Below are 17,314 nucleotides of genomic sequence, written 5' to 3'. Positions count from 1 at the left end.
ACTTAACTACAGAAGTATTGGTAATTGATTATCCTAAATATTTTACACCAAATGGGGATGGAATTCATGATACGTGGAATATTGAAGGATTGGATCAACCAGATGCTAAGATTTATATTTATGATAGATACGGTAAGTTATTAAAACAAATTACTCCAATTGCAACTAGTCAGGGTTGGGATGGAACTTATATTGGTTCTGTAATGCCATCAACAGACTATTGGTTTACCATTGATTATAAAGAAAATGACCAACAAAAACAATTTAAAGCACACTTCGCTTTAAAAAGATAAGCATAGAAAATAAAAATGGCTCCGAATTCGGAGCCATTTTTATTTTCTTTTAAAAGTAATTTTAATCTAACCAATTTTTAAAATCCCAAAAATTTTGTGGTGCTACGCCATGTCCTACAGGATATTCTTTATACATAATGCGCAAACCTAATTTCTCTAAATAAGGTGCTGTTTTTCTTGCCCATTCCACAGGAATTACTTGGTCTTGTGTGCCATGAGAAGCAAAAAAATCAATGTGATTAATTTGATTTACATCATAATTTTCTGGTAAAATTTGTTCGTTTAAATAACCACTTAAAGCCACAACTTTATTAATTTTATTTGGATACGTAAACGCCATTCCATAACTTAAAATCGCACCTTGACTAAATCCTATCAATGAAATATTCGATTTGTCTAAAGGTAATTTTTCTGAAATTTCATCAATAAAATTTGCGATTAGTTGTAAAGATTCTTTAGCTTGTTCGTTATTTGAAAACTTATTTTCATCGGCATCAAAAGTAATTTCATACCATGCATAGCCATAAGGTTGTAAATTGTAGGGCGCACGAATTGAAATTACATATACATCTTCAGGCAATTGAGGTGCAAAAGAAAATAAATCTTCTTCATTACTGCCATAACCATGAATTAAAAGTAATGCGCCATTTTTTTCTTTTATTTCTTTTGGCGGTTTTACCAAATATTCTAAACTCATAAATTATAAATTTTTAAACCACTTTTGAGCATATTCGCCAAGTATTGGAATGTTTTTTTGTTGATTATTAAAAGCATAATAAATTCCAATACATTTTAAAAAGATAGATATCGACCAAATTATTGTTCTAAATATTGAATTGTCTAAACCATAATTAAAAAAGTTAAAACTTAAAATAATTATAGATATTAAAAAAGCTTGACGAAAGTGAAAATCGATAAATTCATTTTTTTCTTCACTGTTTATTGCTTTACTAAAGATTATGCCAATAATTCCAAAATAAGAAACTATAGCAGCAAATTTAATTTTATTCATTCAACAAAATATTACTGTCATTAATAATTCCATACACTTTTCCTTTCATTTTCTTGCCTAACATAATCGAGTTCTTAGAAAAAGATAGAATATTTTCTTTGTTGAAAATCCATTCTTCATCTGGATTAAACAAAGTAAGTTCTGCTTTATTTCCTTCTGTAATAGTATTATTTTCTATGTTGAAATAAGATATTGCAGCGGTAAATTTGGCTACAATAACTTCCGTTGGTAAAACCGTTTGTAAGGCACCAAATGCACTTTCTAAACCAATTGAACCATAATCTGCTAAATCGTATTCTAATTGCTTTTGTTCGATGTTTACCGGGCAATGATCTGAAGTAATGACTGAAATCACATTATTTAAAACGCCATCAATTAAAGCTTTTCTGTCAGTTTCTGTGCGAAGAGGTGGGTAAATTTTCGTATTTGAATTGAAATCTACCAATTCTTCATCCGTTAAAACCAAATTGTTTACGGAAACACCACAAGTAATTTGTAACCCTTTCGCTTGCGCTTTCGCAATTAAATCTACCGAATTTTTCGTTGTAATGGTCGGAATATGTAATTTTCCATTGGTGTATTCTAACAAGGCGATGTTTCTTTCAATTTCAATTTCTTCCGCCATAGCTGGAATTCCTTTCAATCCTAATTTCGTTGCAACTTCTCCTTCATTTACAAATCCTTTTCCTTTTAGGTCTTTATTCATTGGTTGTACGAACAAAATTCCGTTAAAATTATCCACATATTGAAAGGCAATTTTTAATAAATTCGCATTCGTCATTGATTTTTTATAATCTCCAAAAGCTACTACACCAGCATTTTTCATATCAAAAAGTTCGGCTAAGTCGGTTCCTTCGCTATTTTTGGTCAAACAACCTACAATGTGCAAATTAGAAATACTATGTTGCGCTTTGCTTGTAATAAATTGAATTACAGCTTGATTGTCAATCGCTGGATGTGTATTAGAATGTAAAAAAACAGAAGTGAAACCACTTTTAGCAGCTACTTTTAGTCCGTTTTCTATGGTTTCCGTGGTTTCAAAACCAGGTTCTCCAAAAACTACCGAAGTATCTAACCAGCCTTGAGAAATATGTAAGTTCTCTTTTTCAATGACTTCAAAACCGTCTTTTATGGCTATATTTTTTCCAATTTTAGAAATAATACCATTTGTAATTTCAATATCAACTTGTTGCTTATGAAATGGGTTTTGACTTTCAAGTAGTGTCGCGTTTTTTAGTAAAAGATTCATTTTACAAATTTTTGGATTAGTAATTCAACTAGTAAAAATAATAATGTAGCAAAGATAAAATATTTCCAAACTTCATTGCTAGTTCTGGAAGAATGAATATCGGTATAAAACGTGGATACGGAATTTACTTCCGTACACGAATCAAAATAATCTGTATTTATTTGCGATAAATCACTTTCGTTTCTTGGATAATTGAAACTGATATTTTTAAGCGATTCTTTATCTTTTAACACTTCGTAATTCCCTGATTTTTCTGGATAATTTCCGAAAGTAAGTTTTATTTTATTGTTCAATATTTGTTGCATTGGAATAAAACTATTTTCAGCATTTGTAACACTCAAAACATTATCTTTTGCAATGGTTTCGTTAATAATTGTGTAATTGTTGTTACCAATTATAAAGGCATTTAACCCTGATTTATTATTGTTTTGTCCCATATTATAAAACGTGGGAACAATTAAAGGCGAATTTTGAAAGTTCGAATTTTCTTTATTTATTGAGGTTGCAAAGAAGTATAAATTCCCTAGTTTATTGGTGATATTTCCTAAGAAAACACTTTTGTCCTCGTATTGTAAAACGGGCAAATTACTTCCGTTTACGTTAAAATTCGCATTTGTTTTTGGATATTGAAAATTGCTTACTTTTTTATCAAAAACGTTGGTATATATGGGATGATTGAAACTTATTTGGGTAATTTGTTTTTCTTTTATTGTTTTTTCTGATAGCGAATTGGTACTGAAATTACTTAAAAACAAATTGTAATTTTCTACGGAACCCATTACATCTGGTATAAAAATAATTGTTCCGCCTTTGCTGTAGTAATTTTTTAACGTTACCGATAATGCGTTTGGAATAGTTGGTAATTCATTTAAAATTATGGCATCTGCATCATCAATTGTATTATAATTTAAGGTATTTAATTCAGTTGAAGTAAAATTAAATTCTTCAGCAGTATAAATTCTGGATAAGAAATTGTTTTTAGTGCTATTTCCAACTGCAATTACATTCGATTTTTGGGGTTTCGAAATACTAAAATAAAACGAATTGTCATATTCTAAACTGTTATCTTGAATGGAAACATAGCCGTGAAAATCTGTTTTTGGAATAGTAAATAAAATTTCTTTTTGCGGCTTTTCTTTTGAAATTAATGCTTTTCCAACTAATTTTTTACCATTATACATTGAAATGGGCACATCATTTTCAAAATCTCCGTACGATTTAATACTGATTTTTAACTCATAAAATTGATCTAAAACCTGACTGATTTGTACATTTTCAATAGCAATATTATTGGATTCTTTCGCTTCTACCGTTTGATAATATAAGGATGACGATTCGCTTAAATTGGTTTTCAATTCATTTTTTAAACCTACTGCATCGGAAATAAATAAAATATCTTTCGGAACGCCCGGTTTTTTTGCTTCAATTCTCGTGATAATTGCGGCAGGATTAAATGGAGTAGAAGAGTAGTTTAAATTTTGTAATTCTTTTTGAATGTTTCTAATATTCGTATCGTAAAAGTTTTCATCGTTGGTGAGTACCGATAATTGTTGGTCTTCTGGTGTGTTTTCTAATATATCCTGAATGGTTCTTTTCAACAATTCGCCACTTTTACCTTTGGCTTGCATCGAAAAGGAATTGTCGATTACCAAAATCAGTTCGTTGTTTTTTTTATCGAAATCTTTCGCTTTAAAAAAAGGTTGTGCGAAAGCAAAAATTAAAGCGGTTAAAAGTAATAATCGAGTGACTAATAACAGCCATTTCTTAATTGTAGCACTTTTACGGGTTTGAACTTCGAGTTCTTTTAGCAATTTAACATTCGTAAATTCTTGTTTTTTAAATCGTCTCAATTGAAAAAGATGTACCAAAATTGGTAGAATCAATAGAAATAAAAAATATAGAATTTCTGGGTTTTTAAATTGCATTTTTATTAAAGTTTTTCAAAAATACTAAAAATTACTTTTTCTTTTTCTTTTCGTCTCGTTTTCTTTCAATTCCTCGGTTTCTGGAAGCGGTTTTTCTTGGTGTTCTTTTTCCAGGACCTCCTAAATTGACTTTGCTATTTTTCTCCGATTTTTTCTCAAAAGCATCGCCGCCCGTTTTCTTTACACGTTTCAAAAGCGTTTTTACTTTCTTTTGATCTTTCTCGAATTCTAAGCGTTGTTGTTCAATTTTAACATCTGAAGGAATTTCATGAATCTTAATTTCGGTTTGCATTAGCATTTCCACTTCCAACTGAAATTCGTCTTCTTTCGGACCAATAAAACTGATGGCAACACCCGCTTTATCGGCACGACCCGTACGACCAATTCTGTGCATATATTGCTCTGGGATTTCAGGAAATTGCATATTAATTACATGTGTAATATCTGTAATATCCAATCCACGAGCCATAATATCAGTCGTTACTAAACCTCTAATTTCTCCAGATTGAAAATTTTCCATCATATTTAAACGGTAATTTTGCGTTTTATTGGAGTGTACCGTTCCAAACTGACCTGGAAAATCTTCTTCTAAATGTTCTAATAAAAAATCGGCCATTCTTTTACTGTTTACAAACAATAAAATTCGGCTGTATGAGTCGTCTTGTAATAAATGTTTAAGTAAATTAATCTTCGTTAAAAAGTTCGGCACCACATAAGCACGTTGTTCAATTTGCTCTAATGGAGTACCACTTGGTGCTAACGAGACTTCTTCTGGAAATTCGAAAAATTCATCTAACAAATCATCTACTTCTTCTGTCATAGTGGCCGAAAATAAAATGTTTTGTCTTTTCGAACGCATCATCGATAAAATAGAAGTTAGTTGTACTCGAAATCCTAAATTTAAAATTTCATCAAATTCATCAATCACTAATTTTTGTAAATCGTCAAAACGCAACACATTATCTAACGCCAAATCCATTATTCTACCAGGTGTTCCCACCACAATATCAATTCCAGAATAAATGTCTTTCTTTTGCGTATTGATGTTCACCCCACCATAAACGGCAAGTGAACGCACACTCATGTATTTGGTTAATTTTTCAATTTCTTCGTGCACTTGCACTACCAATTCTCGAGTAGGCACTAAAATAAGCACTCTCGGAATATCGGTATTTACAAAACGCCATTGTTTTAGAATAGGTAACAAATAGGCAAACGTTTTTCCCGTTCCGGTTTGTGCAATTCCCATCACATCTCTACCAGACATAATAATTGGAAAGGCCTTTGTTTGAATTGGCGTAGGAGTGGTGAAACCTAAATCGTCTATAGCTTTTTGTAGCGAAATTGGAAGATTAAGTTGTTCGAATGTAACCATTTGTATGAAAATTTAGACAAAGATAGTGATTGAGAGTTTGTGAAGCAATCTTTTAGATGGTTAGTTGGTTTTTGATAGGAACACGGATTTGACAAATGTAACGGATTTAATGGATTTTTTTATTTTAAAAAGTTTGCTATTGATTTTTGATTTTGTCATTGCTATTTCATTGTTATTGCTATTTCTATTGATTTTTGCCATTGATATTGAAAATGATAGGAACACGGATTTGACAGATTTAAAGGATTTCCACTGATTTTTTATATTGCTATTTCTATTGGTTTTTGCCATTGCCATTGATTTCTTTTACCTTTGTCCTTTCACCTTCATTATGAAACACGAAATTATCATTACGAAAGACGGTTCTACGTCTATTTATATTCCAGAATGGGAGGAAACCTATCATTCTAAATTTGGTGCGATACAAGAAGCAAAACACGTATTTATAAAAAACGGATTGGCGCTTTTTGAGGACGTTTTGGAAATTTCGATTTTAGAAATTGGTTTTGGTACCGGATTAAATGCATTAATTACGATGTTAGAAGCCGAAAAACAGCAGATTAAAGTCAATTATATTGGAGTAGAAGCGTATCCAGTAACTTTAGATGAAATTGTGCAATTAAATTACGCCACACAATTGGAAGTACCCAACCGTCAAGTGGATTTTGAACAACTTCATACGTTGCCTTGGGAAGTAACTACTGAAGTAACGCCATATTTTACCTTAACCAAACGCAAGCAGTTTTTTTCTGACATTACGGATGAAAACGCGTTTGATATAGTTTATTTTGATGCTTTTGGCTACAACGTGCAACCCGAATTATGGAATGAAGCTATTTTTGAGAAAATGTATATTGCCTTAAAAAACAACGGCATATTAACCACATATGCGTGCCGAACCACCATTAAAAATGCTATGCAAGCAGTTGGTTTCCAAACGATGAAACTACCAGGCGCACCTGGGAAAAGAGAGATGTTACGTGCGTTGAAAATTGGGTAAAAATCTTATCCTACAACTTTTCTTGTAGTGCTTTTATTTCATCTCTAAACTTGGCGGCTTGCATAAAGTCTAATTCTTTAGCGGCTTTTTCCATTAGTTTACGTTTGTCTCTAATTTTCTTTTCAATTTCGGGTTTGCTTAGGTACTCGCTTTCGGGTTCTGCGGCTTTATACGCTTGGTTTTCGAAGTATTGTGTAGAAACAGAGTTGGCACCAAACGCGTTTCCTAAACTTTTGTTTAAAGATTGTGGCGTTTTGCCATGTAAGGTATTGTAAGCCGTTTGTTTTTCACGTCGGTAAATGGTTTCGTCTATGGTGTGTTGCATGCTTGCCGTAATTTTGTCGGCATACATAATGGCTTTTCCGTTAAGGTTTCTGGCGGCTCTTCCAACGGTTTGCGTTAACGAACGTTTGCTACGTAAAAAACCTTCTTTGTCTGCATCTAAAATCGCTACAAGCGATACTTCGGGTAAATCTAATCCTTCACGTAATAAGTTCACGCCAATTAGCACATCAAAAACGCCTTTTCGTAAGTCTTGCATAATTTCTACACGTTCCAAAGTATCTACATCGGAATGAATGTAACGGCATCGTATCGAAACTTTGGTTAGGTATTTGGCTAATTCTTCTGCCATTCGTTTGGTTAACGTAGTGACTAAAACACGCTCGTCGGCTTCGCAACGCAATTGAATTTCTTCAATTAAATCGTCTATTTGATTCGCACTTGGACGAATTTCAATAATCGGATCTAACAAACCTGTTGGACGAATAATTTGCTCTACATAGACACCTTCTGATTTTTGCATTTCATAGTCGGCAGGCGTGGCAGAAACATAAACTACTTGATTTTGTAGCGCTTCAAATTCTTCAAATTTTAAAGGGCGGTTGTCCATTGCGGCTGGCAAACGAAATCCGTATTCTACCAAGTTTTCTTTTCGGCTTCTGTCGCCACCATACATAGCGTGTACTTGCGATATGGTTACGTGACTTTCATCAATAACCATTAAATAATCGTCTGGAAAATAGTCTAATAAACAGAAAGGACGCGTTCCCGGTTCTCGACCATCCAGGTAACGCGAATAGTTTTCAATTCCAGAACAATAGCCCAATTCGCGAATCATTTCTAAATCGAAATTGGTGCGTTCTTCTAATCGTTTGGCTTCTAAATGTTTGCCAATTTCTCGGAAATATTCGACTTGTTTTACCATATCTTGTTGGATTTCCCAAATGGCTTTTTGTAAAACATCTGGAGAAGTCACAAACATATTGGCAGGATAAATGCTTAACGAATCGTATTTTTCCAATACCTGAGACGTTCGGGCATCAAACGCTTCAATTTCTTCAATTTCATCGCCAAAAAAGTGAATTCGAAAAGGTTCGTCGCCATAACTTGGAAAAACTTCAACCGTATCGCCTTTGATACGAAAGGTTCCTGGTGTAAATTCCATTTCGGTACGCGCATATAAACTTTGCACCAATTGATGCAATAATTTGGTTCGAGAAATGGCTTGTCCGCTTTTTAAAGAAATCACATTTTTCTGAAATTCAACCGGATTTCCAATTCCATACAAGCAAGAAACTGATGAAATTACAATAATATCTCTACGACCAGAAAGTAGGGCAGAGGTAGTGCTTAAACGAAGTTTTTCGAGTTCTTCGTTAATAGATAAGTCTTTTTCAATATAAGTTCCCGTTACCGGAATAAAGGCTTCGGGTTGGTAATAATCGTAATACGAAACAAAATACTGCACCGAATTATTAGGAAAAAATTGCTTAAATTCCGAATACAATTGTGCCGCTAAGGTTTTGTTGTGTGCTAAAACTAAAGTAGGTTTCTGCACTTCTTGCACCACATTAGCTACGGTAAATGTTTTTCCTGAACCCGTAACACCTAATAAGGTTTGGTATTTTTCGCCATTGATGATGCCTTTAGCTAATTTTTCAATGGCTTGCGGCTGGTCTCCAGTGGGAATGTAATCGGATACTACTTGGAATTTCATTTTAGATTTTTATAGGATTTCGTTTCGTATGTCTGATCCTAATTATTTATATTTCGTTTGGTGTAACTTTGTATGAAATTCTATAATTATAAATTTCAAAGGCTCTAAAATTTCCAGAATTAGATTTTTTCATTTCATCCAACTCATAAATTTCCCAATTTGATTTTAGAATTGTTACAGATTCATATATGGTGGCAATAACTTTATTTGAAGTAGTTTTGCTTTTTGTTTTTTTTATTAAATAGAAATAAATATTTTCTAATTGTTCTAAAGCGGTTTTAGTCCAAATTATTTCTTTTTCCATTCGTCAATTTTAGCTTTTACCTCATTATGAGAAACGGTATAACCTTTTTCAATATCTTCTTCCGCCATTAAAATCTCCGAATTATAATCGTCATAAAGATTCTCTTTTTTAATTTTTGATTCAACTATAGTTCTCAAAGCATTTAAAAAAGATTTGTCTTCAATTTGATTTATTTCTTCAATTAATATGTTTTTCAATTCTAACGTGTTCATACTTTTGAAATTTTATCGAAATTACAATTTTTCAGCCAAATATTTTCCTGTCAACGATTTTTTATTTTTTGCGATTTCTTCTGGTGTGCCAAAAGCGACCAATTGCCCACCATTTTCTCCACCTTCAGGACCGATGTCGATAATGTAATCGGCGCATTTTATAAGTTCTAAATTGTGTTCAATTACGATTATGGAATGTCCTTTATCAAGTAAGGCATCAAATGATTTTAATAATTTTTTTATGTCGTGAAAATGCAAACCAGTTGTGGGTTCATCAAAAACAAATAGCATTTTTTCTTTGGTGGCGCCTTTTACTAAAAACGAGGCCAACTTAATACGTTGTGCTTCACCACCAGAAAGCGTAGAAGACGATTGTCCTAATTGGACATATCCTAAACCTACATCTTTTAATGGTTGTAACTTTTGCGTAATTTTATTTTGACCATGTGTTTCGAAGAACATTACGGCTTCATCAATGGTCATTTTTAGAATGTTGTCGATGTTTTTGCTTTCGAAATTCACTTCCAAAACTTCTTTTTTGAATCGTTTTCCATTACAAGTTTCACATTCTAAATGCACATCGGCCATAAATTGCATTTCAATGGTTACTTCGCCATCGCCTTTGCACGTTTCACATCTTCCACCATCTACATTAAATGAAAAGTGTTTGGCTTGGTAATTTCTCAACTTGGAAGTGGTTTGTTTGGCATATAATTCTCTTATATCATCGTACGCTTTTATATACGTTACTGGATTGGAACGCGAACTTCTTCCAATAGGATTTTGGTCTACATATTCAATGTTTTTAAGGTGCGAATAACTGCCTTCTAAACTGGTAAATTGACCTGCCTTGTCGCCAATTCCTGTCAGTTTTTTCTGTAAGGCAGGAAACAATATCTTTTTTACTAAAGTACTTTTTCCACTACCAGAAACACCAGTAATTACGGTTAAGCAATCCAATGGAAAAGTGACATCAATATTTTTTAAGTTGTTTTCTCTTGCGCCAATAATATCTATATGATTTTTGAATTTTCTTCGAACTTTTGGCACTTCAATTTTTTCTTTTCCGTTTAAGTATCTTGAGGTTAACGAATCTGACTTCAGAATTTCTTTATAGGTACCTTGTGCGACTAAATTACCACCCAAAGTTCCCGCTTCTGGACCAATATCTATAATCATATCGGCGGCTTTCATAATATCTTCGTCGTGTTCTACTATAATTACCGTATTGCCCAATTTTTTTAAGTTCAGTAAAACTTCAATCAATTTTTCAGTATCTTTTGGGTGCAAACCAATACTTGGCTCATCTAAAATATACATAGAACCCACCAACGAGCTTCCTAAAGAAGTAGCCAAATTAATTCGTTGCGATTCGCCACCAGAAAGAGATGCCGATTGTCTGTTTAAACTTAAATAATTTAATCCTACGTTATATAAAAATGCTAAACGGTTTTTTATTTCTAAAAGTAATCGTTTTGCTACTTTTTCATCATATTCTGATAATTCAATGGTATTAAAAAATGGAATTAATTTAATAATTGGCAAATCTACTAAGTCAGAAATGGTTTTTCCTGCTACTTTAATATTATTGGTTTCTGCACGTAATCTTTTTCCTTTACAGGCGTGGCATTTTGTCTTCCCTCTGTAACGCGAAAGCATCACACGATTTTGAATTTTATAGTTATTCGCTTCTAAATCAGCAAAAAAAGCATTTAATCCTGTGAAATACTTATTTCCATTCCAAACAAGTGCTTTGTGCGCTTCTGATAATTCAAAATAAGGCTTATGGATAGGAAAATGAAAATGATGTGAATTATTAACCAATTGGTCTCGGTACCAACCCATACTTTCACCTCGCCAAGGATAAATAGCGTTTTCATATACAGAAAGCGCGGTGTTTGGCACCACAAGTTCTTCGTCTATACCAATCACACTTCCGTAGCCTTCACAAGTTGGGCAAGCGCCATACGGATTGTTAAAACTGAATAAATGAATGTTTGGTTCTAAGAAATCCAATCCGTCTAATTGAAAATTAGAGTTAAAAACCTTGCGATTTATTTTTTCAGGTTCTTGTAAGTACAATTCCCCTTTTCCTTCATAAAAAGCAATTTGTATGGCATCGGCAATACGATTTAAAAATTCTTCATCTGATTGCACTACGATTCTATCAATAACTAATACTATTTCTTTCTTAGCCATTGTAGATTCGTCAATCATTTCCAAAGTCGAAACAAAATCGTCTAATCGAACCGTTTTATTGTCTATAAGTACTCTTGCAAAACCTTGTTGTAATAAAACGTTAAGTTTGTCGTGTAATTTTCTGCCTTCTTCCAAATGAATGGGAGCTAGAAGGAGCCATTTCGAATCAATATCTAATGATTGTATGAATTTTACTACATCAGAAACGGTATGTTTTTTTACTTCTTCACCTGAAATTGGCGAATAGGTTCTTCCAATTCTAGCAAATAATAATTTTAAGTAATCGTATATTTCTGTTGATGTTCCAACTGTTGAGCGCGCGTTTGTAGTATTTACTTTTTGTTCAATGGCAATGGCAGGCGCAATTCCTTTAATGTATTCTACTTTCGGCTTGTCTAATTTTCCTAGGAATTGACGTGCGTAAGAAGATAAACTTTCAACATAACGTCTTTGTCCTTCTGCATATAGTGTATCAAAGGCTAAACTTGATTTTCCAGATCCAGAAAGCCCAGTAATCACTACCATTTGATTTCTTGGAATGGCAACATCAATATTTTTTAAATTGTGCAATTGTGCCCCTTTTATCAAAATAAATTTTTTGGGTTCTAAAGAAGAAAAATCTGATGGCATCGTTGTGTTTTTTATAAGAATGGCAAAGATAATTAATTATAAGGCTAAATGTATCAATTCTTCTTTCAGATGAATAAAAATTTATAAACGCAACCTATGAAATCGTTGTAGTTGAATTATTAATTCTTATTTTAAACCATACATTAGCTATACATCAATTATTATATTTTAATAAAATTAAAAACAAATAACTGAAAATCAATATTTTGTGTAATTATAAAAAAAATTCTTATTTTTGCAAAATAAAATTAAATGTATAGTTTCTATATATGTATTAAAAATTGTGCATTTATATTTTTTATTAATTTTACTTTTATAAATTTTTAACCAATTAAATTTAATATTATGAAAAAAATTACGTGTTTAATTACATTTTTAATTTCTTTTTTAGGTTTTTCACAAAATCTAGTTACAAATGGAAATTTTCAAACAGGTACTGCCGCACCTTGGACAGGTAATGCTGCCAATGTTGTTGATTTGGGTGCTTCAAATTTTGTTAACCAAGCTGAAGTACTAGCTGCAGGAAATCCATGGGATGTAAATTTAAGCCAGCAAGTTAATTTAATAGATGGTAAAACTTATTTGTTAAAATTTGATGCTTTTACTGCTACGACAACTGGTACAAGAACTTTAATTGCTGGTTTAGGACAAACGGGTGCACCTTATGAAGCGTTAACAGCAACAGCAGTATTAACTTCTACTCCTCAAACTTTCAGTTATGAATTTACCATCAATTATGGTAATACTGTTAATGATAGAGTTATTTTTGATATGGGTAATGCTACAGGATTTGTATTTATTGATAACGTATCTGTTATAGAAGTTCTTCCATTAATACAAAATTTCGAGATTGCTGCTAATTATACTGCAATTTCTGGTTTTGAAGGTGCTATTGCTTCAATAGCTGCAAATCCCTTAATAGGCGGTACAAACGGACAAGTTTTTAAAGGTGTTCAAGGATCAGCAGGTGGTCAAACTTATCAAGGTATTGAATTTCAGCAAACTACCAAAAAAGCTAAATTAACAACTAACAAAACAATGACTGTAGATGTATTTTGTACTCAAGCATTTAATGTGTTAGCAAAAGTTGCACAAGGAGGAGCAGGTGCTCCAGAATCAGCAAATGGACAAGCATATACTACGCCTGGACAATGGCAAACATTAACTTTCAATTTTGCGGCACCTATGGATGGTACTCTTGCAGCGAATGGAGAATATGAGAAAATTATTTTCTTTGGAAATTGGAATTCCACTAATACCGGTTTTAACAATCCAATTGTACCCTTAACTTTTTATGTTGATAATATTAGAGCTCAGGAGGCTGCATTTCCACTTCCACCAACTGGGCCAACTGTAGCCGCACCAACTCCGCCAGCAAGAGCCACAACTGATGTTATTTCTCTATTTAGTAATGCTTATACTAATATTGCTGTTACTGAATGGTCAACAACATGGGATACTGCTAGTATTTCAGATCTTGTTTCTGTTCCAGGTGATGATATTAAAAGAATTACTTTTGGAAATTTTTTAGGTGTTCAATTAACAAATTTTGAAAATGCTACAAACATGACACATTTTCATATGGATTATTTTATTCCTTCTGGAACTGATTTGACGGGTAAAGTATTAAATCCTAAATGGTCTAATCATGCTGCCATGGTAGCAGAGACTAACGCCCTTTTATTAACTCATTTACCAACAACAACAGGTTCATGGGTTTCTATTGATGTGCCGCTTTCAACATTTTCACCTCAAGGTCCTGGTGTTGCATTTGCTAGAGAAAAATTATATCAATTTTTAATTACTTCAAATCTAGGAATTGTTTATGTAGATAATATTTATTTACACAAAAATACCATTTTATCATCAGATAGCTTTGCCGTTTCTAAAGTAAAGTTTTATCCAAATCCTACATCTAATGTATTAAATATTGAGTCAGTTGGAACTATCCAGAATATTTCAATTTTTAACGTTTTAGGACAAGAAGTAATGAACAAATTAACTGATGAAGCGTTAGTAAGTTTAGACGTTTCTGGATTAAACGCAGGCATTTATGTAATTAAAACTGTAGTTGATGGAGTTACTTCATCAACTAAATTTATAAAAGAATAGTTTTTCTATTTCAAATTTTTTTAAGACTGTCAGTAATGGCAGTCTTTTTTTTATCAATCATTTTTTTATTATACATTTAATATATATCTTTATTTTTTAATTAAAATAAAATGCAATTCCTAAAAACTCAAATTCAACTTTTATTATTTCTGTTTTCTTTAGTGTGTACTGGGCAACAATTACCACCAATTGTTAAGTATTCTAAAGAAATTTATAATGCTGGAATACAAAACTGGATGATTTCTCAAGACAATCAACGATTTATTTATTTTGCAAATAATGAAGGTTTATTAGAATTTAACGGTTCAAAGTGGATATTAAATCCCTCACCTAACGAAACAATCATTCGATCTGTAAATTGTATTCAGGATAAAATTTATACAGGTGCTTTTATGGAATTTGGCTATTGGCAACGGGCTGTCAATGGAGAATTATTTTATACATCTTTAAGCAAATCTATCAAGTCTAAAATTAAAGATGATGAACAATTTTGGGGTATTTTTCCATTTGATAACTGGATACTTTTCCAATCTTTAGAAAAAATTTACGCATATAATACCAAAACTAAGTTGTTTACAATTATAGAACCGAAAAGCACTATTAACAAAGCTTTTAAAACTACTAATGGAATTTATTTTCAAACACCTAATGGTCTGTTTGAAATAAATCAAGGGAAAAGCAAGTTATTTTTAAGCAATGATATTATAAATCAAAATAAACTCATTAATATTTTTGAAACATCTGATGGGTTACTTTTAGTTACACAAAAACAAGGTATTTTTAAATATAAAAATGGTGTTTTATCTAAATTTCAAACCAATATTGATTCTGAAATACAGCTAAGTAATATTTACAGTAGTCAATTATTAAATGATGAAAGTGTAGCGCTTGGTTCAATTTCTAATGGAATTTTTATTTTATCCAAAGAGGGAAAATTAATTTATCATATCACTCAAAACTCTGGATTAAGTAATAATACAGCTCTTTCATTATTTGAAGATGTAGATAAAAATTTATGGATAGGATTAGATAATGGAATTAACTGTATTAATTTAAAATCTCCTATAAATAGTTATTTAGATAACACAGGTATTTTAGGAGCAATTTATACTTCAGCTACACACAACAATAAACTATATATTGGAACAAATCAAGGGCTTTTTTATAAAGATTTGAATTCTTCTACTAAATTTGAATTTGTTCAAAACACCAAAGGACAAGTTTGGTCTTTATTTTCATTTAAGAATACCCTTTTTTGCGGCCATGATTCGGGAACTTTTATAATAAATGGATCCATTGCCAATCAAATTTTTTCTGGTTCTGGAACTTGGAAGTTTGAACCCCATTTAAATGGAGAGAATTTTATTTTACAAGGAAATTATAATGGAATTTCAGTTATAGAGAAAAGTCCAAAAGGTTGGGTTTTTAAAAACAAAATTAAAGGTTTTGATTATTCCTCAAAACATTTTGAGATTCTAAATAACAAAGATATTTTTGTAAGTCATGAATATAAAGGAGTTTATAAATTCTCTATTGATAATTTATTAACAAAAGCCACTAAAGTTATCAAGTTTAAGAAACCAATTAAGGGTAAAAATGCTTGTTTAGTGAAATATAATAATCAGATTTACTATGCATATAAAGACGGGGTTTTCAAATTAAATAATAAAACAAAACAGTTTGTTAAAGACATGTCGTTAAGTTCTATATTTGAAAATGACGAATATGTCACAGGTAAAATGATTGTAGATAAGTCAAATAAACTTTGGTTTTTCACCAAAAACTACATTCATTACTTTTCAGCAGGAAAGCTATCTGCAGATTTAAAAAAGAATAGTTTACCTATTCCGTCTTCCATGACCAATTCTATACCAGGATATGAAAATATTTTACAATTAAATGATTTAAACTATTTAATTGGATCTACAGATGGTTATTATATTTTAAAAAACATTGATTTCAAATTTAGCAATTATAAAGTTTCGTTAATTAGAATTTCAAATTCGGGAGTTAATTCTAAACCATTAAATATTTCAATAAAAGATAAAGTTTATTTAAATCATGATCAAAATAATTTAGAATTTAGTTACACTGTTCCAGAATATGATAATTATATTAATGCAGAATATCAATATAAATTAGAAGGTTTTAATGATAAGTGGAGTGACTGGACCTTTAATTCAAAAGTTGTATTTGAGAATTTACCTGCAGGTGATTTTACATTTTATGTTAGAGCCAAAGTAGCAAATTCTATTACAGATAATATTGAATCGTATTCTTTTGTAATTTCCAAACCTTTCTACGCGAATGCATGGGCAAAATTATTTTATTTTATTTTGTTATTAATAATATGTTTTTATATTCATAAATTTTATACTGTTTTTCACGAAAAAAGACATCAAAGAATTATCGCCGAAAACAATATTTTATTGGAGCTTAATGAATTAGAGAATGAACAAAAAATTATGAAAATTAAGAATGAACAGTTAATTCAAGATGTTGATAAGAAGAGCAAAGAATTGGCCGTTTCAACGATGAACCTTATTAAGAAAACAGAACTACTAAATATTATTAAAGCAGATCTTAAAAACTCAACTGATAGTTCAACTAATAGAAGCATAAAGGCTGTGATTTCCACAATAAATAGTAATGTTAAGGATGAGAGTACTTGGGATATTTTTAAAGAAGCTTTTGATAGTGCAGATAATAATTTTCTGAAGAAGGTTAAAGAAAGCCATCCTTCTTTGACGCCAAACGATTTAAGACTATGTGCTTATTTAAGATTGAACTTATCTTCAAAAGAAATTGCACCACTTTTAAATATATCTGTACGAAGTGTTGAAATTAAAAGATATCGTTTGCGTAAAAAAATTGATTTGCCTCACGAAAAAGGATTAGTAGAGTATATTTTGTCTATTTAGACACTGAATTTTTACACTAAAATGCCTATACATTTCCTCAACAAAAGTAAGAATATCAATTTTTATATAATTTTAATTATGTT

At 31.4% G+C, this 17,314-nt stretch carries 13 protein-coding genes; 4 read left to right on the top strand and 9 right to left on the bottom strand.

What is annotated here, in order from left to right; genetic code table 11:
- On the top strand, nucleotides 1–293 hold a 293-nt coding region (locus ABWP60_RS05690), incomplete at its 5' end, for a T9SS type B sorting domain-containing protein (RefSeq protein ID WP_353149770.1).
- A 61-nt stretch (nucleotides 294–354) separates the two neighbouring features.
- On the opposite strand, the gene ABWP60_RS05685 is transcribed toward ABWP60_RS05690, so the two are convergent.
- The 5 genes from ABWP60_RS05685 to ABWP60_RS05665 are packed head-to-tail and all read right to left on the bottom strand — an operon-like array spanning nucleotide 355 to nucleotide 5,854.
- Entirely contained in the window at nucleotides 355–990 is a 636-nt protein-coding gene (locus ABWP60_RS05685) for an alpha/beta hydrolase (protein ID WP_353149767.1), read from the bottom strand.
- A gap of 3 nt (nucleotides 991–993) precedes the next feature.
- Nucleotides 994–1,305 (bottom strand): hypothetical protein, encoded by a 312-nt coding sequence (locus ABWP60_RS05680; RefSeq protein ID WP_353149764.1) that lies wholly within the window; start codon nucleotides 1,303–1,305, stop codon nucleotides 994–996.
- Nucleotides 1,298–2,554 carry a dihydroorotase gene (locus ABWP60_RS05675; RefSeq protein ID WP_353149761.1) on the bottom strand — a complete coding sequence of 419 codons (1,257 nt, stop codon included), beginning with the start codon at nucleotides 2,552–2,554 and terminating at the stop codon, nucleotides 1,298–1,300. The genes ABWP60_RS05680 and ABWP60_RS05675 overlap by 8 nt, the downstream gene beginning before the upstream one ends.
- Nucleotides 2,551–4,479 carry a BatA domain-containing protein gene (locus ABWP60_RS05670; protein ID WP_353149758.1) on the bottom strand — a complete coding sequence of 643 codons (1,929 nt, stop codon included), beginning with the start codon at nucleotides 4,477–4,479 and terminating at the stop codon, nucleotides 2,551–2,553. The genes ABWP60_RS05675 and ABWP60_RS05670 overlap by 4 nt, the downstream gene beginning before the upstream one ends.
- 31 nt (nucleotides 4,480–4,510) lie before the next feature.
- Nucleotides 4,511–5,854 (bottom strand): DEAD/DEAH box helicase, encoded by a 1,344-nt coding sequence (locus tag ABWP60_RS05665; RefSeq protein ID WP_353149755.1) that lies wholly within the window; start codon nucleotides 5,852–5,854, stop codon nucleotides 4,511–4,513.
- A 331-nt stretch (nucleotides 5,855–6,185) separates the two neighbouring features.
- Between ABWP60_RS05665 and mnmC2 the strand changes: the two genes are divergently transcribed.
- Entirely contained in the window at nucleotides 6,186–6,854 is a 669-nt protein-coding gene (mnmC2, locus tag ABWP60_RS05660; RefSeq protein ID WP_353149752.1) for a tRNA (5-methylaminomethyl-2-thiouridine)(34)-methyltransferase MnmC2, read from the top strand.
- A 10-nt stretch (nucleotides 6,855–6,864) separates the two neighbouring features.
- Here the strand turns inward: mnmC2 and uvrB are convergent, their stop codons facing one another.
- The 4 genes from uvrB to uvrA are packed head-to-tail and all read right to left on the bottom strand — an operon-like array spanning nucleotide 6,865 to nucleotide 12,198.
- The gene (uvrB, locus tag ABWP60_RS05655) at nucleotides 6,865–8,853 is read right to left on the bottom strand and encodes an excinuclease ABC subunit UvrB (protein ID WP_353149749.1); all 1,989 of its coding nucleotides are present in this window, start codon (nucleotides 8,851–8,853) and stop codon (nucleotides 6,865–6,867) included.
- Between the two features lie 46 nt (nucleotides 8,854–8,899).
- Nucleotides 8,900–9,157 (bottom strand): type II toxin-antitoxin system RelE/ParE family toxin, encoded by a 258-nt coding sequence (locus tag ABWP60_RS05650; RefSeq protein WP_353149746.1) that lies wholly within the window; start codon nucleotides 9,155–9,157, stop codon nucleotides 8,900–8,902.
- The gene (locus ABWP60_RS05645; RefSeq protein ID WP_353149744.1) at nucleotides 9,142–9,369 is read right to left on the bottom strand and encodes a hypothetical protein; all 228 of its coding nucleotides are present in this window, start codon (nucleotides 9,367–9,369) and stop codon (nucleotides 9,142–9,144) included. The genes ABWP60_RS05650 and ABWP60_RS05645 overlap by 16 nt, the downstream gene beginning before the upstream one ends.
- Nucleotides 9,370–9,390: 21 nt before the next feature.
- Complete coding sequence (gene uvrA / locus ABWP60_RS05640) at nucleotides 9,391–12,198, bottom strand: excinuclease ABC subunit UvrA (protein WP_353149741.1); 2,808 nt, start codon at nucleotides 12,196–12,198, stop codon at nucleotides 9,391–9,393.
- A gap of 345 nt (nucleotides 12,199–12,543) precedes the next feature.
- Between uvrA and ABWP60_RS05635 the strand changes: the two genes are divergently transcribed.
- Together ABWP60_RS05635 and ABWP60_RS05630 are read left to right on the top strand one after the other, a co-directional pair.
- On the top strand, nucleotides 12,544–14,310 hold the full coding sequence (locus ABWP60_RS05635; RefSeq protein ID WP_353149738.1) for a T9SS type A sorting domain-containing protein: 1,767 nt from the start codon (nucleotides 12,544–12,546) through the stop codon (nucleotides 14,308–14,310).
- A gap of 110 nt (nucleotides 14,311–14,420) precedes the next feature.
- Nucleotides 14,421–17,231 (top strand): helix-turn-helix and ligand-binding sensor domain-containing protein, encoded by a 2,811-nt coding sequence (locus tag ABWP60_RS05630; RefSeq protein WP_353149736.1) that lies wholly within the window; start codon nucleotides 14,421–14,423, stop codon nucleotides 17,229–17,231.
- The last annotated feature ends 83 nt before the right edge of the window (nucleotides 17,232–17,314 follow it).

This window comes from Flavobacterium sp., assembly GCF_040402895.1.
GTDB lineage: Bacteria > Bacteroidota > Bacteroidia > Flavobacteriales > Flavobacteriaceae > Flavobacterium.
Note: the sequence above shows the minus strand (reverse complement) of the source record. Positions and strands in the feature narration are given on the sequence as shown.